The sequence below is a fragment of the Aromatoleum sp. genome, assembly GCF_032027225.1.
GTDB lineage: Bacteria > Pseudomonadota > Gammaproteobacteria > Burkholderiales > Rhodocyclaceae > Aromatoleum.
Window position 1 is genome coordinate 85,999 of the sequence record NZ_JAVSMM010000006.1, and the last position, 22,205, is coordinate 108,203.

A 22,205-nucleotide genomic window follows, 5' to 3' on the forward strand; every position below is an offset into this window, starting at 1 on the left:
TACCTTGCTCGCGCGCAACGCCGAACGCGTGCTTCCCGTTGCGATTTCGGCCAACAGCAAGCCCCGTCATATTCGACGACGCGCGGAGGAAGCGGCTGTGCAATCCGCTGACGAACCGGCTTGCTCGCTTTATGCGGTGGGTTTTCCGGTCTTGGCGCTGCAGTGATCTTCCGCTCAGTGCGCCTCGTCCCAGTTCTCGCCGCTGCCGACTTCGACGAGCAGCGGGACCGACAGCGCGGCGACTCCGCCCATCAGCGACGGCAGCGTCGCCTTCACCGTGTCGAGTTCCGCGCGCGGCACTTCGAGGACGAGTTCGTCGTGCACCTGCAGCACGAGGCGCGACTGCAGCTTCGTATCGGCGAGCCATTTGCGCGTCGCGATCATCGCCTTCTTGATCAGGTCGGCGGCGGTGCCCTGCATCGGCGCGTTGATCGCCGCGCGCTCGGCGGCCTGGCGGCGCCCGGCCTGGCTCGCGCGGATTTCGGGCAGATAGAGGCGGCGGCCGAACACCGTCTCGACATAGCCGCGCGCCTTCGCGTCGGCGCGCGTGCGCTCCATGTACGCCGCGACACCGGGATAGCGCGCGAAATAGCGGTCGATGTAGGCGGCGGCCGCGGCGCGCTCGAGGCCGAGGTTCTTCGCCAGCCCATGCGCGCTCATGCCATAGATCAGACCGAAGTTGATCACCTTCGCGTAGCGCCGCTGCTCGCTCGTGACCTCCGTCGGTGCAAGGCCGAAAATCTCGGCCGCGGTCGCGCGGTGCACGTCCTCGCCTTCGGCGAACGCCTGGGTGAGTCGCGCGTCGCCCGACAGGTGCGCCATGATGCGCAGCTCGATCTGCGAGTAGTCGGCCGACACGATCACATGGTCGCGCGGCGCAATGAACGCCGCGCGGATCCGGCGCCCTTCGGCTGTGCGGATCGGGATGTTCTGCAGATTCGGCTCCGAGCTCGCGAGCCGCCCCGTCACCGCGACCGCCTGCGAAAAACAGGTATGCACGCGTCCGGTCTTGGGATTGACCATGCGCGGCAGCTTGTCGGTGTAGGTGCTCTTCAGCTTCGCAAGGCCGCGGTGTTCGAGCAGCAGCTTCGGCAGCGGGAAGTCCTCGGCGAGCTGCTGCAGCACCTCCTCGTCGGTCGAGGGCTGGCCGGTCGAGGTCTTCTTCACGACCGGCAGCCCGAGCTTGCCGAACAGGATCTCGCCGAGCTGCTTCGGGGAGCCGAGGTTGAACGGCTGGCCGGCGAGCTCGTGCGCGTCGCGCTCGAGCGTCATCAGCCGGCGCGCGAGCTCCTCGCTCTGCTGCGCGAGCAGGAAGGCGTCGATCAAGACGCCCGTGCGCTCCATGTCGAACAGCACCTGCATCGCCGGCAGCTCGATCTCGCGGTACAGCGCCGCGAGCGCGGGCGCGGCGTCGAGCTGCGGCCACAGATTGCGGTGCAGGCGCAGCGTGATGTCGGCGTCCTCGGCAGCGTATTCGGTCGCGCGATCGACCGCAACCTGGTCGAAGCAGATCTGCCCGACGCCCTTGCCGCATACCGCGACGTACGGAATCGTGTCGATGCCGAGGTGACGCTTCGCGAGCGAATCCATGTCGTGCGGCTTGTCGCTTTCGAGCACGTAGGATTCGAGCAGCGTGTCGTGCTCGATGCCGCGGAGCGTCACGCCGTGGTTCGCGAGCACGTGGGCGTCGTATTTCAGGTTCTGGCCGAGCTTGCGACGGCGGTCGGATTCGAGCCAGGGTTTCAGCTTCGCGAGCACCTCGTCGATCGGCAACTGTGCCGGAGCGTCCGGGTACGTATGCGTCAGCGGCAGGTAGGCGGCTTCGCCCTCGACGGTCGCGAACGACAGGCCGACGAGCTTCGCCGCCATCTGGTCGAGACTCGTCGTCTCGGTGTCGAACGCGACGAGTTCGGCGGCTTCGAGCTTCGCATGCCAGCGCTCGAACGCCGGCCAATCGAGGATGCTCTCGTACGCGGTTCGATGCGCGCCCGGCTCGCCGGCCGGGACTTCGACGATCGCCGCGCCGCCATTGCCCGCCGCTGCCGTCGTGTTGCTGCCCGCCGCATCGATCGCCTGCAGCCAGCCCTTGAACTCGAAGCGCTCGTACAGCGCGCGCAGCGCCACCCTGTCGTCGTCGCGCGCGGGCAGGTCTTCGAGCGCCACCGGCAAGACGACGTCGGTCGAAACCGTGACGAGCCGGCGGCCGAGCGGCAGGAATTCGAGGTGCTTGCGCAGATTTTCACCGACCTTGCCGCCGACCTTCGCGGCGTTGGCGACGAGGTTGTCGAGCGTGCCGTATTCGGTGAGCCATTTCACCGCGGTCTTCGGACCGCACTTCTCGACGCCCGGCACGTTATCGACGGTGTCGCCGACGAGCGCCAGGTAATCGACGATGCGCTCGGGCGGCACGCCGAACTTCGCCGTCACGCCGGCTTCGTCGAGGACTTCGTCGCTCATCGTGTTGACCCAGCGCACGCCCGGGCCGACGAGCTGCGTCAGGTCCTTGTCCCCCGTCGAGATCACGACTTCCCAGCCGCGCTCGAGCGCCTGGCGCGTCAGCGTGCCGATGACATCGTCCGCCTCGACGCCGTCCACGCACAGCAGCGGCCAGCCTTCGGCCTTCACCGCTTCGTGCAGCGGCTCGATTTGCGCCCGCAGGTCGTCGGGCATCGACGGGCGGTTCGCCTTGTAGTCCGGGTACCAGTCTTCGCGGAACGTCTTGCCTTTCGCATCGAACACACAGGCGCGGAATTCCGCCTTGTAGTCGCTTTCCAGCCGACGTAGCATCGACAGCACACCCCGAATCGCCCCGGTCGGCTCGCCCTTCGACGTGCGCAGGTCCGGCAGGGCATGGAACGCGCGATAAAGATAGCTGGAACCGTCGACGAGCAGCAGGGCGGGCATCAGGGAAATCCTAGGGAGAACGGGGCGAGGCGAAGATCCACGAATCGGGGTCGGCCCCCGTTTTCCATCGAGAACAATATGACGGCGAAAGAAAAAATCCCCCGCAGTGTCCCGAGCAGCACCGCGCCGCGATTCAACGCGCGCGAGTCGTGGCGAATCTTCGGAATTATGGCAGAGTTCGTCGAGGCGACCGAACGGCTCAACGCGATCCGGCCGGCGGTGTCGATCTTCGGCAGCGCCCGCACTCCGCCCGACCACATGTACTACATGCTCGCCGAACGCATCAGCCGCCTGCTCTCCGACGCCGGTTTCGCGGTGATCTCGGGCGGCGGCCCGGGCATCATGGAAGCGGCGAACAAGGGTGCGTACTTCGGCAAGAGCCCGTCGATCGGCCTCAACATCCAGTTGCCGCTCGAGCAGGCGGCGAACCCATACCAGGACATCTCGCAGACCTTCCAGCACTTCTTCGCGCGCAAGTTCATGTTCGTGAAGTTCGCGTCGGCCTACGTCGTGCTGCCCGGCGGCTTCGGCACGCTCGACGAGCTGATGGAGGCGATGACACTGATCCAGACCGGCAAGAGCCGCAATATCCCGATCATTCTCGTCCACGAGCCGTTCTGGAAAGGTCTGTTCGACTGGTTCCGCGACCGTCTCGTCGCCGAGCGCATGGTCGGTCCCGCGGACCTCGATCTGATCCAGATCATCGACAAGCCCGAAGACGTCGTCGAGGCGATCTTCAAGCATTACGAAGCGCGCGGCTTCATGCCGCTGCCGGAGGAACACGAGCTGATGCTGAACCTTTGACGGCGCCCGGGACCCGTTCTCGGGCGCAGCGGTCCAAACCACGGACGATGGAGGCGGTCGGGCGGCCCTTGCCGCTGCGTACCGCGATGCCGTCGGCTTCGGAGCGGCGCCGGGTGCCGCTCCGCGCAAGGCGATTCGACCCGCCTCTGCTAGAATCGCCGGGATCCAAGGAGAGCAACATGCGCCGTGCCCTGACCGTTCTGCTGATGGCCGCTGCCGCCCCGCTCGCGGCGCAGCAACCCCCGAATCTCGAACCGCTGCCCGAGCCGCCGCCGATCCCGCCGGGCGCGACCGACGAGTCGCTCGAACCCGACGTCACGATTCTCAAGCGCGGCGAGGACACGGTGCAGGAATATCGCATTCGCGGCCACCTCTACATGGTCAAGGTGACGCCGCCGCACGGCGTCCCCTACTACCTCGTCGACCGCGACGGCACGGGCGTGATGGCACGCCAGGACGTGATGCCCACGCTGGCTGTGCCGATGTGGGTCATCAAGTCCTGGTGATCGACGCTCACTGACTTCCCGACGATCCCATGTCCGTCTTCACCCCGGTATCCACCGAGGCCCTGTCGGGCTGGCTCGGCCGCTACGCGGTCGGCCGGCTCGTCGAGCTGCAAGGCATTTCGGCCGGTGTCCAGAACAGCAACTTCTTCGTCACGACGACGCTGGGTCGCTACGTGCTGACGCTGTTCGAGGCGATCCCGCGCGCCGAACTGCCGTTCTATCTGCACCTGATGGCCCACCTCGCGCGCCACGGCCTCCCGGTGCCCGCGCCGATCGCGGACCGCGACAACGAGTATCTCGGCACGCTGAGCGAGCGCCCCGCGGCGCTGGTCCGCCGCCTTTCCGGCCACTCCGAGATGAACCCGGACGCGCGCCAGTGCGAGCAGGTCGGCGCGATGCTCGCCGGCCTGCATCTCGCGGGTCTGTCGTACGGCCGTCGCCAGGACAATCCGCGCGGCGCGGCGTGGCGCGATGCGGCCGCGCAGCGCGTGCGCCCATACCTGGCAGCCGACGAACAGGCGCTGCTCGACGCCGAGCTCGCGTTCCAGGCGGGCATCGACTACGCGCGTCTGCCGCAGGGCGTCATCCATGCCGATCTCTTCCGCGACAACGTGTTGTGGGACGACGACGGCATCGGCGGCGTCATCGACTTCTACTTTGCGGGCCACGACGCACTGCTGTTCGACGTCGCGGTCACCATCAATGACTGGTGCGCGACCGATTCCGGCGAACTCGATCCGGTCCGCACGATCGCCCTGCTCGACGCCTACAATGCCGAGCGGCCGTTCGACGACATGGAGCGCGAGTGCTGGCCGGCGATGCTGCGCGCCGCGGCGCTGCGCTTCTGGCTGTCGCGCGCCGAGGATTTCCACCTGCCGAAAACGGGCGAGCTGGTGCTCGTCAAGCCGCCCGCGGAATACCGCGACATCCTGTGCCAACGGATCGCTGCGCCACATGCGCTGCCTCGCTGATCGATGACCGTCCCACCATCCCAAGCTTCCGCCGAGCGCCGCCGGCGCCACCCGCTTCCGCACCCGGGCCGCGTCAACCCCGGCGATACCCTGCAATGGCTCGCGGCCGGCTGGCGGACCTTCGTCGCGAAACCCGGCATCTGGATCGTCCAGACGCTGATCCTGATCGTGATCCTCACCGCGCTCGGCTTCGTGCCCTTTCTCGGCTGGGCGGTCGCGCCGCTCGCATTCCCGGTGCTCGTCGCAGGGATGCTGGCCGGCGCCCAGGCGCTCGAACGCGGTGAGCGGCTGCGCGTCGACCATCTCTTCGACGGGCTGCGCCGCCACGCCGGCAACCTGCTGATGATCGGCGCATTCCACCTGTTCGGCGCGCTGCTCGCGGCGCTGATTGCCGCCGCCGTGGGCGGCAGCGCAGCGCTGACCGGGATGCTCGTCGGCGCCTTCGCCGGGATGGGCATGGCGGCCGGCGGCATGATGCTCGCAGTCGTCGTGTTCACCGTGCTGTGGGTGCTGCTGCTGATGGCACTGTGGTTCGCGCCGGCGCTCGTGATGCTGCAGGACGTCTCGCCGCTCGACGCGATGAAGATCTCGGCGCAGGCGTGCCTGTCGAACCTGCTGACCTTCGTCGTGTTCGGCCTCGTGCTGTACGTCCTGACCTGGGTCGCGATGCTCCCGGCCGGCCTCGGCATGCTGATCCTCGTGCCGGTACTCGCCGGCGCGCTGTACGCCGCGTGGCAGGACACCTTCATCAAGCGGACGCTGCTGCCGCCGCCTTCCGAATCCGACCGCGAATCCTGAACCGCATGCAAGTACGACAACTCCCGCTCTCCCGCGGCTGGGCGTGGATCACGGAAGGCCTCGCGATCTGGCGCCGCAACCCCGCGCTCCTCACGTTCGCGTCGCTCGGCTACCTGTTGATGCTGCTCTTGATCAGCATCGTGCCGCTGGTCGGGCAGCCGCTGGCGTCGCTGCTGATGCCGGTGTTCTCGCTCGGCGTGCTCAACACCTGCCGCGCGATCGACGAAGGCCGCAAGGCCGGGCCCGACATCCTGTTCTCGGGCTTCCAGCAGAACCTGCCCGCGCTCGTGACGATCGGCGCGCTCTATCTCGGCGGGAGTCTGCTCGTGCTGTTCCTGACCTCACTCGCGGACGGGGGCACGCTGCTGCAGATCATGACCGGCGCCGAACAGGTCGACCCTGAAGCCGCGGCCGGCACGCCCGGCTTCACGCTCTCGCTGCTGATCGCGGTCGCGCTGTCGACGCCGGTGATGATGGCGTACTGGTTCGCGCCTTTGCTCGCCGGCTGGTGGAAGATCCCCGCGCCGAAAGCGATGTTCTTCAGCTTCGTCGCGTGCCTGCGCAACTGGCGGCCGTTTCTCGCGTACGCGATCGCGCTGACCGTCTTCGTCGCGATCCTGCCCGGCATCGTCATCGGCGTGCTCGGCCTGATATCGCCGATGCTCGCGACGCTGGTTTCGGTGCCGCTCCCGGTGCTGCTGATTCCGATCGTGTTCGCGAGCTTTTATGCGAACGCCCGCGACGTGTTCGACCTTGCTTCCAACGTCCGTGCCACGGAGTGAACCCGGCCCGCTGGGCGTCTTCGGCGGGACTTTCGATCCGATCCATCTCGGCCATCTGCGCCTGGCCGAAGAGGCGCGCGAGCGGCTCGGTCTCGAAAGCGTGGCTTTCATCCCCGCCGGACAGCCGCCGCACCGCGACGCGCCTCGCTCGACGGCGGCCGACCGGCTCGCAATGGTGCGGCTCGCAACCGCATCGAACCCATCGTTCTCGGTCGACGACAGCGAAGTGTTCGCCGCCGCCATGAGCTACACCGTGCCGACGCTCGAACGGCTGCGCGCCTCAGTCGGCCCGAAGCGGCCGCTCGTGGTGATCCTCGGCGCCGACGCCTTTCAAGGCTTGCCGACCTGGCACCGGTGGCGCGAGATCGTGCAACTGGCGCACATCGCGGTCGGCAACCGGCCGGGGCACCCGCTCGAACACGAACTGCGGCAAACGGCATCGGCGGAACTCGATGCGCTCTGCAAGAATCACAGGGACAACGATCCGACATCCGTGCACCAATCCCCTGCCGGCCGGATCGTGCCCTTCGACATGACGCCGCTCGCGATCTCCGCATCGCAGGTGCGCGCCCTGACCCTCGCGGGACGAAGCGCCCGCTACCTGCTGCCCGAAGCAGTCCTCCACTACGTCGGGCAACATCATCTCTACCAGCCTATCTGATGGACATACGCAAACTACAGAAAATCGTCGTCGACGCGCTCGAGGACATCAAGGCCAAGAATATCGAGGTCATCAACACTGCGAAGCTCACATCGCTGTTCGACCGCATCGTCGTCGCGAGCGGCGACTCGAATCGTCAGACGCGCGCGCTCGCGCGCAACGTGCAGGACAAGGTCAAGGAAGCGGGCGGACACATCGTCAGCGTCGAGGGCGAAGAGACCGGCGAATGGGTGCTGGTGGATCTCGGCGACATCGTCGTCCATATCATGCAGCCGGCGATCCGCGACTACTACAACCTCGAAGAACTTTGGACGACGACGCCGAAGCGAGTGCGGCTGACGGCCGACGCCGCGCATTCGGCTGAATGACCCGCCGCAGCGGCCGGCCGCGCCCGGTCAGCGGGGCGCGGGGATGAAGCTGCTGATCGTCGCTGTCGGCACGCGGATGCCGGCGTGGGTCGAAGCCGGCTTCGACGAGTTCGCCCGGCGCATGCCGCGCGAACTGCCGCTGCATCTCGTGGAAGTGAAGGCCGAACCCCGCACGACCGGCAAGACGGTCGAGGCGATGATGTCGGCTGAAGCCACGCGCATCGAAGCAGCGCTGCCGACGCGCTGCCGGCGCGTAATCCTCGACGAGCGCGGGACGGACATCACGACGAAAGCCCTCGCACAGCGGCTCGAAGCATGGCAAGGAGAAGGCGAGGATGTCGCGCTGATCGTCGGCGGACCGGATGGTCTCGCACCCGCGCTGAAGGCGAGCGCGGACGAGCGCCTCCGCCTGTCGAGCCTGACGCTGCCCCACGCCCTCGTCCGGCCGCTGCTCGCCGAGGCGCTGTACCGCGCGTGGACGGTGCTGAAGAACCACCCCTACCACCGCGAGTAGCAGGTTCGGCTTTCGCGCTATCGATCGGCAGACGGATAACGTTCGGACCGAACACGCCGCAGCGCAAAGCCCTGGGCTTTATCGCTCGGCCGCAAGAACCGCTTCGGCCCCTCACTTCACGGTCGACAAATCAAACACAAGCGGTTCCGACACGCTCTTGTGCTCGCCCGAGCTGCGATTGAACACCGCGATCTGTCCGGTCACGCGATCGCCGGGCTTCAGCGCGACGTCGTCCGCGTTGCCCGTCGCCAGGGCGCGGCTGAATTCGAGGTGCCAGTATCCGGTCTTCCAGACGCCCTTCGCGGCGACGTCGGCGGCGCTGCCGCTCGCCGTCGCGGCGGTGAACGACGGCACTCGCGCGCCCTTGTTCTCCTTCGGTCGTGGCAGCATTTCATACGGCGCCGACCCCTCGTCACGGCGTTTCGCGATGTAGACGACCGGCCCGTCCTTCAAGTGATATTCCGCCGCGGATTCCAGCACTCGCGTCGTCACGTGATGGCTCATGTCCTCCGCGACGCCCGCCGGATTTGTCCGCGCAGCCGACCACAGCCACACATCGACCTTGTAATCCCGCGTCGCGAGCATCGAACGATCGAAATCGCCCGCGAGATGGAAACGCAGCGCGAACATGTCCTCATGCTGCGTCTCGCGCTGGTATTTCTCTCCGCGCCACGTCCATTCCTTGTGCACGGTGTCGGCCGCATCATCAGGATAGCGAACGGCAACGAAAAGGCGGCCGGCAGCGACGCCCGCTTTTATCTCGACCGTCAGGCTGCCGGTGACGTTGCGGTCGCCCGCCGGTTCGAGCCCGTACTTCGCTCGCTCGTCGCGTTCGAGCGCGGGCTTCACCGGCACCTTGATCCACCCGCCCGCACCCCACTCGCCGAGCTCGCCGTCGACCTTCGGTGCGTTCGGCAGCGCTGAAACCGGCACGGTCAGCGGTGGCTGCGCGGACGCGAGAATTGGCGCGGCAAGCAGCAGGGAGACGGCAAACTTTTGCATCGATCGGCCTCGCTCCACGGAAAATCCTCAGTCGACAGTAATCGTCCCCTTCATCCCCTGCTCCTTGTGGTCCTCGATCGTGCAGACGACTTCGAACGTCCCCTTGTTCACCGGAACGAAGAACAGCTCGACGACGCCGCCGTCCTTGTACGCCTCAACTGCGGTGAAATACGGCGCCTTGATTTCGCCGCCGCTCGGCCGCGGCGTCTGCGCCTTGCGCCACGCCACGGCCTTGAAGAACTCGGCGGCCGTGTAGTAGTGGTCCTTCTCACCCACGTTCTTGATCACCAGCTTGTACGGCTGCCCGGCCTTTAGCTTGAGGTCCTGCGGGGCGAAGCTGTGCTCGTCGAGCTCGACGGTCACGGTCTCCATCTTCTCCCAGTCCGCGGCCTTGACGATGTCGCCCGCATTCGTGACGTAGTCCGCAGCGAAAGCCGCGACGGGCGCGGCGAGCAGAGCGCCGGACAGGACAACCGGAAACAGCGACTTACGCATGGAATTTCTCCTGAATCGTGGGATGAGGGCAGCGCCTTGCTCGCCGCCCAACCAAAAAGAATAGACGCGCCGCGCTCCTCGCGCCCCGCCGCGGGCATGTTGCGAGCGGCGAATTGTAACAACTAATTTCATGACACCCGCGATGATAGAACTCGGCATCAACACTGCGCGCGCTAAAATGCCCGCGTCGCGTCAGGTTGCGGTCGCCCGACACCGTTTCCCCGCTTTTTTCCGGCCCGATTCCCATGTCAACCATTCCAGCCCGCATCTACCTCGCGTCCCGCAGCCCCCGACGGCGCGAACTGTTACGCCAGATCGGCGTGAATTTCGACTCGCTGGTGTTTCGTGGCGGTGCGCGCGGAGAAGATGCCGACGTCGACGAGACGCCTTTTCCGGACGAGCCGGTCGAGCGTTACGTCGAGCGCCTGGCCCTGACGAAAGCCGAGGCGGGCTGTCGGCGGCTGCAGTGGCGCACCTTGCCGCAGCACCCGGTGCTCGCGGCGGACACGACGCTCGAACTCGACGGCGCGATCATCGGCAAACCTATCGACAAGGCCGACGCGGCCGCGATTCTGCAACGCTTGTCGGGGCGCTCGCACCGCGTGCTGACCGCCGTCGCGATCAGCGACGGGGCGCGGACGCGCAGCCGCACCTGCATCAGCGAGGTCCGCTTCCGCCCGCTGACCGACACCGAAATCCGTCATTACGTCGCGTCCGGCGAGCCGATGGACAAAGCGGGGGCTTACGGCATCCAGGGCCGGGCCGCGATCTACATCGAGGAAATCCGCGGCAGCTACAGCGGCATCATGGGGCTGCCGCTGTTCGAAACCGCCCAGCTGCTCGAAGCGTTCGGCTATCCTCTCTAGCTGCCCGCCGATCCGCGGGCAAGGCGCGATGGGCAATGCGCAATCGCGAGACGACATCGTCTGCGATTGCGCATTCCCCATTACCCGTGTCCCCATGATCGAATTTCTCATCAACTTCACACCGCAGGAAACGCGGGTCGCAATCGTCGAGCAGGGCGTCGTCCAGGAACTGCATGTCGAACGGACGACGAGCCGCGGCATCGTCGGCAACATCTATCTCGGCCGCGTCGTCCGCGTGCTTCCCGGGATGCAGTCGGCGTTCATCGACATCGGCCTCGAACGGACCGCCTTCCTGCACGTCGCCGACATCTGGACCGAGCGCCACAACGGCGAAGCGGGCCGGCCGATCGAGCGCATCCTCGCCGAAGGCCAGAATCTGACGGTCCAGGTACTGAAGGATCCGATCGGCACGAAAGGCGCACGGCTGTCGACGCAGGTCAGCATCGCCGGGCGGCTGCTGGTCTACCTGCCGCAGGAAAAGCACATCGGGATCTCGCAGCGCATCGAGGACGAATCCGAGCGCGAAGCGCTGCGGGAACGGCTCACGCGGCTGGTGCCCGCGGACGAGCCGGGCGGCTTCATCGTCCGCACGATGGCCGAGTCGGCGTCCGACGACGAGCTCGCCGCGGACATCGGCTATCTGCGCAAGCTGTGGGGCGAAATCCGCAGCAGCGCGACGGGACGGACGCCCCCGAGCGCGTTATACGAGGACCTCGGCCTCGGACAACGGGTGCTCCGCGACCTCGTCGACGGCGATACCGCGCGGATTCTCGTCGACTCGCGCGAAAACCATCAGAAGCTCGTCGCCTTCGCCGCCGAATACACCCCCAAGGTCCTGCCGCTGCTCGAACACTACAGCGGCGAGCGTCCGCTCTTCGACCTCCACAGCGTCGAGGAAGAGATCCAGAAGGCGCTCGCGCGACGCGTGAATCTGAAATCGGGCGGCTACCTGATCGTCGACCAGACCGAAGCGATGACGACGATCGACGTCAATACCGGCGGCTTCGTCGGCGCGCGCAACTTCGACGACACGATCTTCAAGACGAACCTCGAAGCAGCACAGGCCATCGCGCGCCAACTGCGCCTGCGTAACCTCGGCGGCATCATCATCATCGACTTCATCGACATGGAGAACGTCGAGCACCGCGACATGGTGCTCGACGAATTCAAGAAAGCGCTCGCGCGCGACCACACGAAGATGACGGTAAACGGCTTCACCGCGCTCGGTCTCGTCGAAATGACGAGGAAGCGCACGCGCGAATCGCTCGCCCACCTGCTGTGTGAAATCTGCCCGACCTGCGAGGGGCGTGGCGAAGTGAAGACCGCACGCACCGTCTGCTACGAGATCCTGCGCGAGCTGCTGCGCGAGGCACGGCAGTTCAACGCGCGCGAATTCCGCGTTCTCGCCGCCCCCAACGTCATCGACCTCTTCCTCGACGAAGAGTCGCAATCGCTCGCGATGCTGTCGGACTTCATCGACAAGAAGATCTCGCTGCACGCCGAAGCGAGCTACTCGCAGGAACAGTTCGACATCGTGCTGCTGTGACATCCGTTCGCACCCGGCGCGGCGAGCCGAGCCCGCAGCGGTTCGCCTCCGACCCGCTGCGTTACCTCGCGGCGACGCGGCCCGCCTTTCTGAGCGTGACCCTCGCCGGCTGCCTCATCGGGCTCGCCGCGGCATATGCGGATGGCGTCGCGCACGACCCCGCACGAGCAATCGTGACCGTGCTCTTCGCGCTGCTCGCGCACGCCGGAGCCAACGTCATCAACGACTATCACGATGCGCTGAACGGGACCGACGCGGCGAACGTCGAGCGCGTGTTCCCCTTTACCGGCGGCAGCCGCTTCATCCAGAACGGCGTGCTGACGGTTCGAGCGACGGCAACGTTCGGCTACGCGCTGCTCGGGCTCGTCGTGCCGGCGGGGCTATGGCTCGCGGCCCAGTCCGGACCGGGACTGATCGGTATCGGGCTCGCGGGCCTCGGGCTCGGCTGGGCGTACTCGGCGCCGCCGCTGAACCTCGTCAGCCGCGGCCTCGGCGAGTTCGCGGTCGCCGCGTGCTGGCTGCTCGTGGTCGTCGGCGCGGACTATGCGCAGCGCGGCGCATTCGCGTGGACGCCATTCGCCGCGGGACTTTCGTTCGCGCTGCTCGTCGCGAACCTGCTGTACATCAACCAGTTCCCGGACCGCAGGGCGGATGAGGCAGCGGGCAAATCCACCCTCGTCGTGCGTCTCGGCGCCGACACCGCGAAATGGGGCTACTTCGCGATCGCGCTCGTCGCCTACGGCTGGCTCGTGCTGCAGATCGGCCGCTACAACCTGCCGCAAGCCTGCGGCGCCGCCGCACTGACGCTCGTACTGTCGTTCCACGCCGCCCGCATCCTGCGCGAACACGCGTCGGAGCCCGGCGCGCTCGCGCCGGCGATCAAGATGACGATCGCCGCGACGAATCTCCACGGCCTCCTGCTCGCGGCCGCACTGGCGTTCGGCACGCGCAGCTGAGTTGCGCCCCATCGAAACCTGGACACCCTCATGATCGGAAGACTCACCGGCATCCTGCTCGAAAAGAATCCCCCGCAGATCGTCGTCGACGCACACGGCGTCGGTTACGAGGTCGACGTCCCGATGAGCAGCTTCTACGGGCTGCCCGCGACCGGCCAGACGGTGTCGTTGTTCACGCATCTCGCGATCCGCGAGGACGGCCATTTCCTGTACGGCTTCGCAACGGCCGATGAGCGCGCGGCATTCCGGCAGTTGTTGAAAGTCTCGGGGATCGGCGCGCGCACTGCGCTCGCGGTGCTGTCCGGCCTGTCGGTGACCGACCTCGCGCAAGCCGTCGCGCTGCAGGAGGCCGGCCGCCTCGTCAAGATTCCCGGCATCGGCAAGAAAACGGCCGAACGCCTGCTGCTCGAACTGCGCGACAAGCTCGGCAAAGCGTTGCCGACCCTCGCGAACGCTGCCGCACCCGGGGTCGTCACCGGACCTGCCGACGCGCGCAGCGACATCCTCAATGCCCTGCTCGCGCTTGGCTACAACGAGAAGGAAGCGCTGTCGGCGATGAAGGCGGTGCCGGAGGACGCGAGTGTCTCCGACGGCATCCGCCAGGCGCTGCGGCTGCTGTCGAAAGCCTGACGAGACCCGCTGCGAAGCAGGGACACGGTAAACTGCCGCGATGATCGAAACCGACAAACTCCAGGCGTCCCGCCTGATCTCCGCGCAGCCCGCCGACCGGCAGGAGGACGCGGTCGAGCGCGCGCTGCGGCCGAAGCGGCTCGCCGAATACGTCGGCCAGGCGAAAACCCGCGAGCAGCTCGAAATCTTCATCCAGGCCGCGCGACATCGCGCCGAGGCGCTCGACCACGTGCTGCTGTTCGGCCCGCCCGGACTCGGCAAGACGACGCTCGCGCACATCGTCGCAGCGGAGATGGGGGTGAACCTGCGCCAGACGAGCGGCCCCGTTCTCGAACGCGCCGGCGATCTCGCGGCGCTCTTGACGAACCTCGAACCGCACGACGTGCTGTTCATCGACGAGATCCACCGCCTGTCGCCGGTCGTCGAGGAGATCCTTTACCCGGCGCTGGAAGATTTCCAGATCGACATCATGATCGGCGAAGGCCCGGCGGCGCGCTCGGTGAAGCTCGACCTGCCGCCCTTCACGCTGGTCGGCGCGACGACGCGCGCCGGAATGCTGACGAATCCGCTGCGCGACCGCTTCGGCATCGTCGCACGCCTCGAGTTCTACACGCCGGAGGAACTCGCCTTCATCGTCAGCCGCTCGGCGCGTCTGCTCGACGTCGCGATCGACGACGGCGGCGCCTTCGAAATCGCCCGTCGCGCCCGCGGCACGCCGCGGATTGCGAACCGGCTGCTGCGCCGCGTGCGCGACTATGCGCAGGTAAAGGCCGATGGCGACATCACCGCGAAAGTCGCCGACGCGGCGCTCCTGATGCTCGACGTCGATCACCTGGGGCTCGATCTGATGGACCGCAAGCTGCTCGGCGCAATGCTGGAGAAGTTCGCCGGCGGCCCGGTCGGGCTCGACAACCTCGCGGCGGCGATCGGCGAATCCTCCGACACCATCGAGGACGTGCTGGAACCCTATCTGATTCAGCAGGGCTACCTGCAGCGCACGCCGCGCGGCCGCGTCGCCACCGCGTCGATCTGGCAGCATTTCGGCCTCGCACATCCCGCGCGCCGCGGTGACGACGGCGATCTCTTCCCGGCGTCCTGATCCGCGCGATGCGCACCTTTCTCGCGCTGACGATCGTGCTGTGCGTCGTCGGCGGCCTCTACCTGCTGCAGGGGCCGGCGTTTTTCTGGCCCGACCGCTTCGATCCGTCGCAAGGGGTCGCGCTCGGCGGGGCATCGTCGCAACTGCTCGGCGCAGGCCTGCTCGTGATCGGGGCGAGCGGACTGATCGCGGCACGTCAGGCAGGGCGCTCGCCGACGCGCATCGCGCCGCGGCGCTGGCAGCTCGGCTATTTCGTGCTGATCCTCGTCGCGCTCGGCCTCGTCAGCGCCGCATTCACGCTCGGAGAGCGCGGCCCGAATCCGGACTGGCGCGCTCCTTCCGGCGCACGCACGCCGTCCGACTGAAAGCCGGTCGGCTCCGCAGAATCGGCTCAATAACCGATCTGCACTGTCTGGCCCTTCAGGTATTCGCTTTCCGGCACTGCGAGCCCGACGAGATGATCCGCGGCTGCGGACAGTCGGTGCGGGATGCGCGTCGATACCGGTGCTGCTCGCCGCGCCGGCGCCCGAATCTAAACGCTCGTACACCGCGCGGCAGCCCGTCGCCTGAACGAGGCCGGCGACGATCGCGTCGCGCCATTTCTCGGCGCCCGCGCTCGTCAGTTGCACGACGTCACCCCCTCGGGAGAGCGAGACCCAGGTGCGTACGCGATTGCGCGGCGGACGCAGTCAGTCGTTGAGAACGCGACGGACGCGATCGGCGGTTTCGAGAAATTCCGGCAGATCGCGCGAATTCATCAGGCTGCCGAAGTGGGCAAAGGCGCGCTCGGTCAGATAGAGGTGACCGTTGCCCTGCTTGTGTATCCAACCTAGCTCGACGAGGCGGCCGATCTTGCGCCGCACCGTTTCGCGCGGCAGCCCGGTCGCAGCGGAAATCGAATACGCGTTGCACGGCCGCATCGGCGGTACGTGCCCTTGTCCTTCGTGCGCTTCCGGTCCCGCCGCGGGATCGTGATTCGGCAAGCCCGGGGGGCGATGCTCGAACGCACCGATGTTGTGCAGCGCGATTTCGCCGAGCAGGATCGGCAGCAGGATGTCGCGCTCGAATTCCTCGAAAACCCGCCGCAAGTTCCGGATTTGATACCGCGCGAGCAACATGACCGCGGTTCTCAGTGTCGAATTACGCGCGACGGCGGATCCGTTCTTGTCGGCCGGGAAGGCAGGGGCCCCTGCGTCTTTGGGTTCAGGAATGGTTGGCATAACTGCCTTTTACCCACGATCCGTCATGGCAGATCTAAGGCAGACTCTCTAAAGTGTTTGTTGCGTCGAGCATAGCCGAAGCGCCGTACGGGCTCGGGATCTTCGATGCCCGAACTGGGCATTGCGTCACGGAGAGGCGCGTTTTCGTCCCGCTACGCGTTTCGGATGGTCTGCGGCAGGGGTGATCGGCCGTGAGTCAGCCTTTTTTTGCGCGCGGGTGCGCTGCGTCGTACACCTTCGCGAGATGCTGAAAATCGAGATGGGTATAGACCTGCGTGCTGCGGATGCTGGCGTGGCCGAGGAGCTCCTGCACCGCACGCAGGTCGCCGCTCGACTGCAGCAGATGGCTGGCGAAGCTGTGCCGCAGCATGTGCGGGTGGACGTGCACTCCGAAACCGTGGATTTTGGCCCAGCGCGCAAGCCGCGATCGGATCGCGCTCGGACTCATCCGCCCGCCGCTACGCGTAATGAAGAGCGCGCGGCCGTCACCAGTCCCCGGATCCCGGGCGCCGCGCTGTACAAGCCACGCCTGCAGTGCCTGCACCGCATGGGAGCCGACCGGAACCGTGCGCAACTTGCCGCGCTTGCCCCGCACCGTGACGAGGCCTTCGACGAGGTCGAGCCCTTCGCCGACGTTGAGCCCGACGAGTTCCGCCAGCCGCAGACCGGAAGAATAGAAGAGTTCGAACATCGCGCGGTCGCGGACTTCGAGCCGGTCATCCGGCTCGGCGTCGAGCAGCGCGCTCGCCTGGTCCGGCGACAGCACCTTGGGCAGGCGTTGCGGCGACTTCGGCGCCCGCACGCCTTCGGCCGGATTCACGCGGAGCAGCCCGCGCTGGCGGATCAGCCAGCGGAAGAGACCGCGCCACGCCGACAGGGCGCGCGCGATCGAACGACCTTCGAGCCCCTCGGCATGCAGGCGGGCGACGAAGCGGCGGATGTCATGGACACCGAGTTCGGCCGGCCCGCGCCCATCTGCAAGCCGGTTCAGCCGCACGAGATCGCGCCGGTAATGTTCGAGCGTCAGTGGCGCCGCGCGACGCTGGGTTGCAAGGTAGCCGAGATAGGCGCCGAGCCACTCGGGTACCGGGTCCGCAATCATGTGAGAGGCGCCAGGCGCCGCCATCGTCAGCCGAGTTGCCGGCGCAGCGCGGATGCGACGAGGTCTCCGATGCGCGAGAGGTAAAGCGTGCCCATCTCGGAGTAGAAACGCTCGCCCTCCTCGCTGCCGAGCGCGAGCAGGCCGAACACCTGGGCCTCGCGGCGCAGCGGCACGAGCGCCACCGAGCGCACATGCGGCGCGAAGTCGCCGAACCAGTCGACGATTTCGAGGTTCGCCGGCACGCCGCAGTACGGATGACGCAGGTCGCCGGCAAAGAACCGGACTTCCTCGCTCACCGGCGCGAAGTCCTCGCCTTCGCGCGTCAGCACGCTGTTCCAGACGCGCAGCGCGACATTCGGCACCGCGAAGTCGTCGCGCATGTTCTCGAACAGCGCAAAGCGCAGGCCGTCGTAGTCTTCGGCTTCGAGGAGGCCGAGCGTGAGGCGATGGACCTTCTCGCCGATCTCGTCGTTTTCCTCGCCGAACCGGATCAGCTCGGCGAGCTTTCCTTCGAGCAGGCGGATCTTGTCCCGCAGCGCGTGCAGCTGCCGCTCCGCGAGCGAGATCGCCTGGCCGCCGTGGGGGTGCGGCACGGTGAGCTGCGTGAACAGTTCGCCGTGTTCGACCAGAAAATCGGGGTGGTCCTTCAGGTAGCGCGCTACGTCAGTCGCATTCATCGCAAACAGCTCCATCGGACGGCAAGCGCCCGTCGTGTTCGGTTGCCGGCCGGCGACGGGGGCGTGCGCCCGCGCGCGACCGGAGTCGGTCAGAGCTCGATCTCGCCGTCGAAAACGGTCACCGCGGGACCGGTCATCAGGACCGGCTGTCCGCGGCCCGCCCACGCGATTTCGAGTTCGCCGCCCCGCGTCTCGACTCGCACTGGCGACGTTAGCAATCCGCGCAGGATTCCGGCGACGACCGCGGCGCACGCGCCCGTCCCGCACGCGAGCGTCTCGCCGGCGCCGCGCTCGAAGACCCGCAGCCGCACGCGATGCGCGTCGACGATCTGCATGAACCCTGCGTTGACGCGGGCCGGAAAGCGCGCGTGGCGCTCGATCAGCGGCCCCTGCGTGTCGACCGGCGCAGCGTCGACATCGGCGACGACCTGCACCGCGTGCGGATTGCCCATCGACACGGCGGTGATCGCGAGCGCCGCGCCGCCGACTTCGAGCGGCTGCACGACCGCGTCCGAGTCCGACACGAAAGGCACGCGTGCGGGTTCGAGCACCGGCACCCCCATGTCGACCGTGACCATCCCGTTGTCTTCGAGGCGCGGCGCAATGATGCCCGAGCGCGTCTCGACGTGGATCTCGCGCTTCGCGGTCAGTCCCTGCTCATGCACGAAACGCACGAAGCAGCGGGCGCCGTTGCCGCATTGCTCGACCTCGCCGCCGTCTGCGTTGAAGATCCGGTAGCGGAAATCGACGTCCGGCCGCGACGGCCGCTCGACGACCAGCAACTGGTCGCAGCCGACCCCGAAGTGGCGGTCCGCGAGGAAGCGGACCTGCTCGGGCGTGAGTTCGACCGGCTGACGGACCGCGTCGATGACGACGAAATCGTTGCCGAGTCCGTGCATCTTGGTGAAGCGCAGGCGCATGGGAAATGACCGGGAGCGGAGGCGGGTGAGCGGATTCTCGCGCAGCGCCCCCGGCGCGTCCAGCAGCGATTGCCGCAATGCGTCAATACGGTCGCGGCTCGCCGACGGGGCGCGTCTTGAAGCGGCGGTGCACCCAGTAATACTGCTCCGGCATCGTGCGCACGACGGACTCGATCCACAGGTTCATCCGCACGGTGTCCGCGTCCGCGTCGCGGGTCGGGAAATCGGGCCACGGCTCGCCGAACTCGGCGACATAGCCGCGGCCGCCCGGCAGCATGCGCGTCACGCAAGGCACGATCGCGGCGCCTGCAAGCCGGCCGAGCCGCGACAGCCCGGTGATCGTCGCCGCCGGCACGCCGAAGAACGGCACGAAGATCGCGTCCTTGCGACCGTAGTCCATGTCGGGCAGGTAATAGAACGGCCGCCCGGCCTTCATCGCCTTGACCGTCCCGCGCACCCCGTCCTGGCGCGACAGCAGCAGCTGGTCGCCGAAACGGCTGCGCCCGTGGAGCAGCCAGCGGTCGAAGACGGCGTTCTTCTGCCGCGCGTAGATGCTGACGCTGTCGAACTCCATCGCGACGCGCGAGCCGCCCATGTCGAGGCCGAGGAAATGCGGCGCGAGCATGATCACCGGCCGGCCGGCGTCGAGCAGCGCACTCAGACGCTCGGCGCCTTCGAGACGGATCAGGCGCTTGAGCCGCGCCTCGCTCGCCCACCACAGCAGCCCGCGTTCCAGCAAGCTGCGGCCGAGGGCGCGAAAGTGCGCGCGCGCGAGGCGCCGCCGCGCCGGCAGATCGAGCTCGGGAAAGCACAGCCCGAGATTCACCATGACGATGTGACGGCGGTTCGACGCGAACCAATAGAAGCACTCGCCGACGATCTGCCCGAGAACGGCGAGCACCGGCAGCGGCAGCCAGTGCAGCAGCCAGAACAGCGCGACCGCGAGATGGCTCGACAGGCGGCTCAGCATGTCGCGTCTCCGGGCGGAGGCGGAACCCCGGCTGGCCGCTTGTAGCGGTTGTACCCCCACAAGTATTGCGACGGACACGCGAGAATCAGCCGCTCGATCTCGCGATTGATCGCGGCGCAGCGCTCGTCGAGCGAACCTTCGATCGGCTCGACCGGCTCGGACAGCCGCAGCACGTAGCCCGCGCCGCGCGGCAGCCGCTCCGTCCACACCATGATCACCTTCACCCCTTTCACTTCGGAGAGCCGCGCCGCCAGCGTCATCGTCCACGCGGGACGGCCGAAAAACGGCGCCCACACGCCTTCGCCCTGCCCCGGCGCCTGGTCCGGCAGCATGCCGACCATCTCGCCGCTGCGCAGCGCCTTCACGAGCCGCCGCACGCCGGACACGTCGGCCGGCGCGACGCGGATCTCGCCGCGCGCCCGCCCGGCTTCCATCAGCGGCTGCAGCGCCTTCTTGCGCGGAGGACGATAGAGCACCGTGATCGGTCCATGCGTCGAGCAGTACTGCGCGCACATTTCGAAGCACCCCAGATGCGGCGTCAGCAGCAGCACGCTCCGGCCCTCGGCGCGCGCGCGCGTGATCAGTTCGGCGCCCTCGACGCGCACGATTCGCGACAGCACTTCGGGTTGCGGCCGCAGCCAGACGAACGGCAATTCGAGCGCCTGCCGGCCGGCTTCGACGATCGCGGCGCCGCGCAGCGCCGGGTCGTCGCGGCCGAGCGCTAAGGCGAGGTTTTCGCGCAGCCGACGGGCGTACGACGGCGAGAACCGCCACGCGAGCCGCCCCGCGACGCCACCCAGCGCATGCGCCCACGAAAGCGGCAGCCGGGAAAGAGAACGGAAAAGGAAATTTACGATCACGGTCCACGCAGACGGCGGCGGAACGGGTCCGCGCAATTGACCGTCAGGTCACAAAGCTTATAATTATCGCCCAGCCGCCGAGTTAATACGACAACTTGCAGGGCGGCGCCGCGAACGCACCTAACCGGTCGTGGCACACAAGTACTGCTAAAGCGTCGCCTGCTCGACGAAATCCCCGGAGCCGGCCACGCCGGAACGCTTTGGGGATTTTTTGTTTCAGGAGCAGCGCATGGGCCAGGAGTACCTCTTCACTTCGGAATCCGTCTCCGAAGGCCATCCCGACAAGGTCGCCGACCAGGTCTCCGACGGCGTCCTCGACGCGATCCTCACCGACGACCCGCACGCCCGCGTCGCGTGCGAGACGCTCGTGTCGACCGGCCTCGTCGTGATCTCCGGCGAGATCACGACCAGCGCCCACCCGAATTACAAGGAAATCGCGCAGGACGTCATCCGCCGCATCGGCTACGACAACTCGGAGATCGGCTTCGACTACAAGTCGTGCGCGATCCTGACCGCGATCAACCGCCAGTCCTCCGACATCGCGCAGGGCGTCAATGAAGGCGAAGGCATCGACCTCGACCAGGGCGCCGGCGACCAGGGCCTGATGTTCGGCTACGCGTGCAACGAGACGCCAGCCCTGATGCCGCTGCCGGTCTACTACGCGCACCGCATCATGCAGCGCCAGGCCGAGCTGCGGAAGGACGGTCGCCTCAACTGGCTGCGCCCGGACGCGAAGAGCCAGCTCACGGTGAAGTACGTCGACGGCAAGCCGGTCGCGATCGACGCCGTCGTCGTGTCGACGCAGCACAGTCCGGAAGTGTCGCACGCTCAGATCACGGAGCTCGTCGTCGAGGAGATCATCAAGCCGGTGCTGCCGAAAGAGCTGATCCAGGGCGAGGTGCGCTACCTGATCAACCCGACCGGCCGCTTCGTCATCGGCGGCCCCCACGGCGACTGCGGCCTCACCGGGCGCAAGATCATCGTCGACACTTACGGCGGTGCGGCGCACCACGGCGGCGGCGCATTCTCGGGCAAGGATCCGTCGAAGGTCGACCGCTCGGCCGCGTATGCCGGGCGCTGGGTCGCGAAGAACATCGTCGCGGCCGGCCTCGCCGAGCGCTGCGAAGTGCAGGTCGCGTACGCGATCGGCGTCGCGCGTCCGGTGTCGATGATGATCGATACCTTCGGCACCGGCCGCATCAGCGACCAGCGCATCGTCGAGCTCGTGCAGGCGCATTTCGACCTGCGGCCGAAGGCGATCATCCAGGAGTTGAACCTGCTGCGGCCGATCTACAGCAAGACCGCCGCCTACGGCCACTTCGGCCGCGACGAGCCGGAATTCACGTGGGAGTCGACCGCCAAGGCGGCCGCGCTGAAGGCCGACGCCGGTCTCTGAAACCCTTCCCCGATGCCGGACGGCAACGCCGCCGGCATCGGAAGTCCTCACGCACGCCGCCGCTTGCGACGTGCATTGCGCGCCGGCGTGACGTAGCACGCAGGCGATTCGCACGCCCTCTCCTATTCTCCGATTTTCGAGCACTCGCACGCGATCCG

The 22,205-nt window shown here is 67.3% G+C and carries 24 protein-coding genes and 1 pseudogene; 15 read left to right on the plus strand and 10 right to left on the minus strand.

Features of this window, described 5'->3' with window-relative positions; all coding sequences use genetic code 11:
* Positions 1 to 174: 174 nt before the first annotated feature.
* Positions 175 to 2,904 (minus strand): DNA polymerase I, encoded by a 2,730-nt coding sequence (polA, locus tag ROZ37_RS08895; protein ID WP_312658958.1) that lies wholly within the window; start codon positions 2,902 to 2,904, stop codon positions 175 to 177.
* 78 nt (positions 2,905 to 2,982) lie between these two features.
* Here polA and ROZ37_RS08900 point away from each other — a divergent pair, with 78 nt between their 5' ends.
* The 8 genes from ROZ37_RS08900 (at position 2,983) to rlmH (ending at position 8,308) form a co-directional block, all read left to right on the plus strand.
* Positions 2,983 to 3,708 (plus strand): TIGR00730 family Rossman fold protein, encoded by a 726-nt coding sequence (locus ROZ37_RS08900; RefSeq protein WP_312658959.1) that lies wholly within the window; start codon positions 2,983 to 2,985, stop codon positions 3,706 to 3,708.
* A gap of 179 nt (positions 3,709 to 3,887) precedes the next feature.
* Positions 3,888 to 4,214 (plus strand): DUF2782 domain-containing protein, encoded by a 327-nt coding sequence (locus ROZ37_RS08905; RefSeq protein WP_312658960.1) that lies wholly within the window; start codon positions 3,888 to 3,890, stop codon positions 4,212 to 4,214.
* 29 nt (positions 4,215 to 4,243) lie between these two features.
* Complete coding sequence (locus tag ROZ37_RS08910) at positions 4,244 to 5,185, plus strand: homoserine kinase (RefSeq protein WP_312658961.1); 942 nt, start codon at positions 4,244 to 4,246, stop codon at positions 5,183 to 5,185.
* Positions 5,186 to 5,188: 3 nt separating this feature from the next.
* The gene (locus tag ROZ37_RS08915) at positions 5,189 to 5,983 is read left to right on the plus strand and encodes a BPSS1780 family membrane protein (RefSeq protein WP_312658962.1); all 795 of its coding nucleotides are present in this window, start codon (positions 5,189 to 5,191) and stop codon (positions 5,981 to 5,983) included.
* A gap of 5 nt (positions 5,984 to 5,988) precedes the next feature.
* A complete protein-coding gene (locus tag ROZ37_RS08920) occupies positions 5,989 to 6,765 on the plus strand; it encodes a BPSS1780 family membrane protein (protein ID WP_312658963.1) in 777 nt (258 codons plus the stop codon).
* On the plus strand, positions 6,752 to 7,426 hold the full coding sequence (gene nadD / locus ROZ37_RS08925; RefSeq protein WP_312658964.1) for a nicotinate-nucleotide adenylyltransferase: 675 nt from the start codon (positions 6,752 to 6,754) through the stop codon (positions 7,424 to 7,426). The genes ROZ37_RS08920 and nadD overlap by 14 nt, the downstream gene beginning before the upstream one ends.
* Entirely contained in the window at positions 7,426 to 7,794 is a 369-nt protein-coding gene (gene rsfS / locus ROZ37_RS08930) for a ribosome silencing factor (RefSeq protein WP_312658965.1), read from the plus strand. Before nadD ends, rsfS begins: the two co-directional genes overlap by 1 nt.
* A 43-nt stretch (positions 7,795 to 7,837) precedes the next feature.
* On the plus strand, positions 7,838 to 8,308 hold the full coding sequence (rlmH, locus tag ROZ37_RS08935) for a 23S rRNA (pseudouridine(1915)-N(3))-methyltransferase RlmH (RefSeq protein ID WP_312658966.1): 471 nt from the start codon (positions 7,838 to 7,840) through the stop codon (positions 8,306 to 8,308).
* Between the two features lie 111 nt (positions 8,309 to 8,419).
* Here rlmH and ROZ37_RS08940 read toward each other — a convergent pair whose 3' ends face one another.
* A complete protein-coding gene (locus ROZ37_RS08940) occupies positions 8,420 to 9,310 on the minus strand; it encodes an ethylbenzene dehydrogenase-related protein (protein ID WP_312658968.1) in 891 nt (296 codons plus the stop codon).
* Positions 9,311 to 9,337: 27 nt separating this feature from the next.
* Positions 9,338 to 9,805, minus strand: a complete 468-nt coding sequence (locus ROZ37_RS08945) for a cupredoxin domain-containing protein (RefSeq protein WP_312658969.1) — start codon at positions 9,803 to 9,805, stop codon at positions 9,338 to 9,340.
* A gap of 245 nt (positions 9,806 to 10,050) precedes the next feature.
* Between ROZ37_RS08945 and ROZ37_RS08950 the strand changes: the two genes are divergently transcribed.
* The 6 genes from ROZ37_RS08950 to ROZ37_RS08975 all read left to right on the plus strand — a co-directional run bounded on the left by ROZ37_RS08950 (position 10,051) and on the right by ROZ37_RS08975 (position 15,267).
* Positions 10,051 to 10,671 (plus strand): Maf family protein, encoded by a 621-nt coding sequence (locus ROZ37_RS08950; RefSeq protein ID WP_312658970.1) that lies wholly within the window; start codon positions 10,051 to 10,053, stop codon positions 10,669 to 10,671.
* 94 nt (positions 10,672 to 10,765) lie between these two features.
* On the plus strand, positions 10,766 to 12,217 hold the full coding sequence (rng, locus tag ROZ37_RS08955) for a ribonuclease G (RefSeq protein WP_312658971.1): 1,452 nt from the start codon (positions 10,766 to 10,768) through the stop codon (positions 12,215 to 12,217).
* Positions 12,214 to 13,173, plus strand: coding sequence for a prenyltransferase (locus ROZ37_RS08960; protein WP_312658972.1), 960 nt, complete (start codon positions 12,214 to 12,216; stop codon positions 13,171 to 13,173). The genes rng and ROZ37_RS08960 overlap by 4 nt, the downstream gene beginning before the upstream one ends.
* Before the next feature lie 30 nt (positions 13,174 to 13,203).
* Entirely contained in the window at positions 13,204 to 13,803 is a 600-nt protein-coding gene (gene ruvA / locus ROZ37_RS08965; RefSeq protein WP_312658973.1) for a Holliday junction branch migration protein RuvA, read from the plus strand.
* Positions 13,804 to 13,843: 40 nt separating this feature from the next.
* Positions 13,844 to 14,902, plus strand: coding sequence for a Holliday junction branch migration DNA helicase RuvB (gene ruvB, locus ROZ37_RS08970; protein WP_312658974.1), 1,059 nt, complete (start codon positions 13,844 to 13,846; stop codon positions 14,900 to 14,902).
* A gap of 8 nt (positions 14,903 to 14,910) precedes the next feature.
* Positions 14,911 to 15,267 (plus strand): hypothetical protein, encoded by a 357-nt coding sequence (locus ROZ37_RS08975; protein ID WP_312658975.1) that lies wholly within the window; start codon positions 14,911 to 14,913, stop codon positions 15,265 to 15,267.
* A 117-nt stretch (positions 15,268 to 15,384) separates the two neighbouring features.
* Here ROZ37_RS08975 and ROZ37_RS22090 read toward each other — a convergent pair.
* The 7 genes and pseudogenes from ROZ37_RS22090 to ROZ37_RS09005 form a co-directional block, all read right to left on the minus strand.
* A pseudogene (locus ROZ37_RS22090) lies at positions 15,385 to 15,558 on the minus strand (23S rRNA (cytosine(1962)-C(5))-methyltransferase RlmI); the annotation flags it as partial.
* Positions 15,559 to 15,591: 33 nt separating this feature from the next.
* Positions 15,592 to 16,020, minus strand: coding sequence for a hypothetical protein (locus tag ROZ37_RS08980; protein WP_312658976.1), 429 nt, complete (start codon positions 16,018 to 16,020; stop codon positions 15,592 to 15,594).
* A 298-nt stretch (positions 16,021 to 16,318) separates the two neighbouring features.
* Positions 16,319 to 17,224 (minus strand): tyrosine recombinase XerC, encoded by a 906-nt coding sequence (locus ROZ37_RS08985; protein WP_312658977.1) that lies wholly within the window; start codon positions 17,222 to 17,224, stop codon positions 16,319 to 16,321.
* 26 nt (positions 17,225 to 17,250) lie between these two features.
* The gene (locus tag ROZ37_RS08990) at positions 17,251 to 17,901 is read right to left on the minus strand and encodes a DUF484 family protein (RefSeq protein ID WP_312658978.1); all 651 of its coding nucleotides are present in this window, start codon (positions 17,899 to 17,901) and stop codon (positions 17,251 to 17,253) included.
* 89 nt (positions 17,902 to 17,990) lie between these two features.
* On the minus strand, positions 17,991 to 18,821 hold the full coding sequence (gene dapF, locus ROZ37_RS08995) for a diaminopimelate epimerase (RefSeq protein ID WP_312658979.1): 831 nt from the start codon (positions 18,819 to 18,821) through the stop codon (positions 17,991 to 17,993).
* Between the two features lie 82 nt (positions 18,822 to 18,903).
* Positions 18,904 to 19,791, minus strand: coding sequence for a lipid A biosynthesis acyltransferase (locus ROZ37_RS09000; RefSeq protein WP_312658980.1), 888 nt, complete (start codon positions 19,789 to 19,791; stop codon positions 18,904 to 18,906).
* Complete coding sequence (locus ROZ37_RS09005; RefSeq protein WP_312658981.1) at positions 19,785 to 20,651, minus strand: lysophospholipid acyltransferase family protein; 867 nt, start codon at positions 20,649 to 20,651, stop codon at positions 19,785 to 19,787. The genes ROZ37_RS09000 and ROZ37_RS09005 overlap by 7 nt, the downstream gene beginning before the upstream one ends.
* 229 nt (positions 20,652 to 20,880) lie before the next feature.
* Here ROZ37_RS09005 and metK point away from each other — a divergent pair, with 229 nt between their 5' ends.
* Positions 20,881 to 22,047 carry a methionine adenosyltransferase gene (gene metK / locus ROZ37_RS09010; RefSeq protein WP_312658983.1) on the plus strand — a complete coding sequence of 389 codons (1,167 nt, stop codon included), beginning with the start codon at positions 20,881 to 20,883 and terminating at the stop codon, positions 22,045 to 22,047.
* Positions 22,048 to 22,205: the final 158 nt, after the last annotated feature.

Bases quoted from the DNA above. Each gene is read 5' to 3' on its own strand.
- ROZ37_RS08945 (WP_312658969.1), bottom strand. From the start codon at position 9,805: ATGCGTAAGTCGCTGTTTCCGGTTGTCCTGTCCGGCGCTCTGCTCGCC.
- rng (WP_312658971.1), top strand. From the start codon at position 10,766: ATGATCGAATTTCTCATCAACTTCACACCGCAGGAAACGCGGGTCGCA.
- ROZ37_RS08940 (WP_312658968.1), bottom strand. From the start codon at position 9,310: ATGCAAAAGTTTGCCGTCTCCCTGCTGCTTGCCGCGCCAATTCTCGCG.
- ruvA (WP_312658973.1), top strand. From the start codon at position 13,204: ATGATCGGAAGACTCACCGGCATCCTGCTCGAAAAGAATCCCCCGCAG.
- ROZ37_RS08910 (WP_312658961.1), top strand. From the start codon at position 4,244: ATGTCCGTCTTCACCCCGGTATCCACCGAGGCCCTGTCGGGCTGGCTC.
- dapF (WP_312658979.1), bottom strand. From the start codon at position 18,821: ATGCGCCTGCGCTTCACCAAGATGCACGGACTCGGCAACGATTTCGTC.
- ROZ37_RS09000 (WP_312658980.1), bottom strand. From the start codon at position 19,791: ATGCTGAGCCGCCTGTCGAGCCATCTCGCGGTCGCGCTGTTCTGGCTG.
- ROZ37_RS08975 (WP_312658975.1), top strand. From the start codon at position 14,911: ATGCGCACCTTTCTCGCGCTGACGATCGTGCTGTGCGTCGTCGGCGGC.
- ROZ37_RS08905 (WP_312658960.1), top strand. From the start codon at position 3,888: ATGCGCCGTGCCCTGACCGTTCTGCTGATGGCCGCTGCCGCCCCGCTC.
- ROZ37_RS08915 (WP_312658962.1), top strand. From the start codon at position 5,189: ATGACCGTCCCACCATCCCAAGCTTCCGCCGAGCGCCGCCGGCGCCAC.
- ruvB (WP_312658974.1), top strand. From the start codon at position 13,844: ATGATCGAAACCGACAAACTCCAGGCGTCCCGCCTGATCTCCGCGCAG.
- ROZ37_RS08900 (WP_312658959.1), top strand. From the start codon at position 2,983: ATGACGGCGAAAGAAAAAATCCCCCGCAGTGTCCCGAGCAGCACCGCG.
- polA (WP_312658958.1), bottom strand. From the start codon at position 2,904: ATGCCCGCCCTGCTGCTCGTCGACGGTTCCAGCTATCTTTATCGCGCG.
- ROZ37_RS08990 (WP_312658978.1), bottom strand. From the start codon at position 17,901: ATGAATGCGACTGACGTAGCGCGCTACCTGAAGGACCACCCCGATTTT.
- metK (WP_312658983.1), top strand. From the start codon at position 20,881: ATGGGCCAGGAGTACCTCTTCACTTCGGAATCCGTCTCCGAAGGCCAT.
- ROZ37_RS08920 (WP_312658963.1), top strand. From the start codon at position 5,989: ATGCAAGTACGACAACTCCCGCTCTCCCGCGGCTGGGCGTGGATCACG.
- ROZ37_RS08950 (WP_312658970.1), top strand. From the start codon at position 10,051: ATGTCAACCATTCCAGCCCGCATCTACCTCGCGTCCCGCAGCCCCCGA.
- ROZ37_RS08985 (WP_312658977.1), bottom strand. From the start codon at position 17,224: ATGATTGCGGACCCGGTACCCGAGTGGCTCGGCGCCTATCTCGGCTAC.
- rlmH (WP_312658966.1), top strand. From the start codon at position 7,838: ATGAAGCTGCTGATCGTCGCTGTCGGCACGCGGATGCCGGCGTGGGTC.
- ROZ37_RS08980 (WP_312658976.1), bottom strand. From the start codon at position 16,020: ATGTTGCTCGCGCGGTATCAAATCCGGAACTTGCGGCGGGTTTTCGAG.
- rsfS (WP_312658965.1), top strand. From the start codon at position 7,426: ATGGACATACGCAAACTACAGAAAATCGTCGTCGACGCGCTCGAGGAC.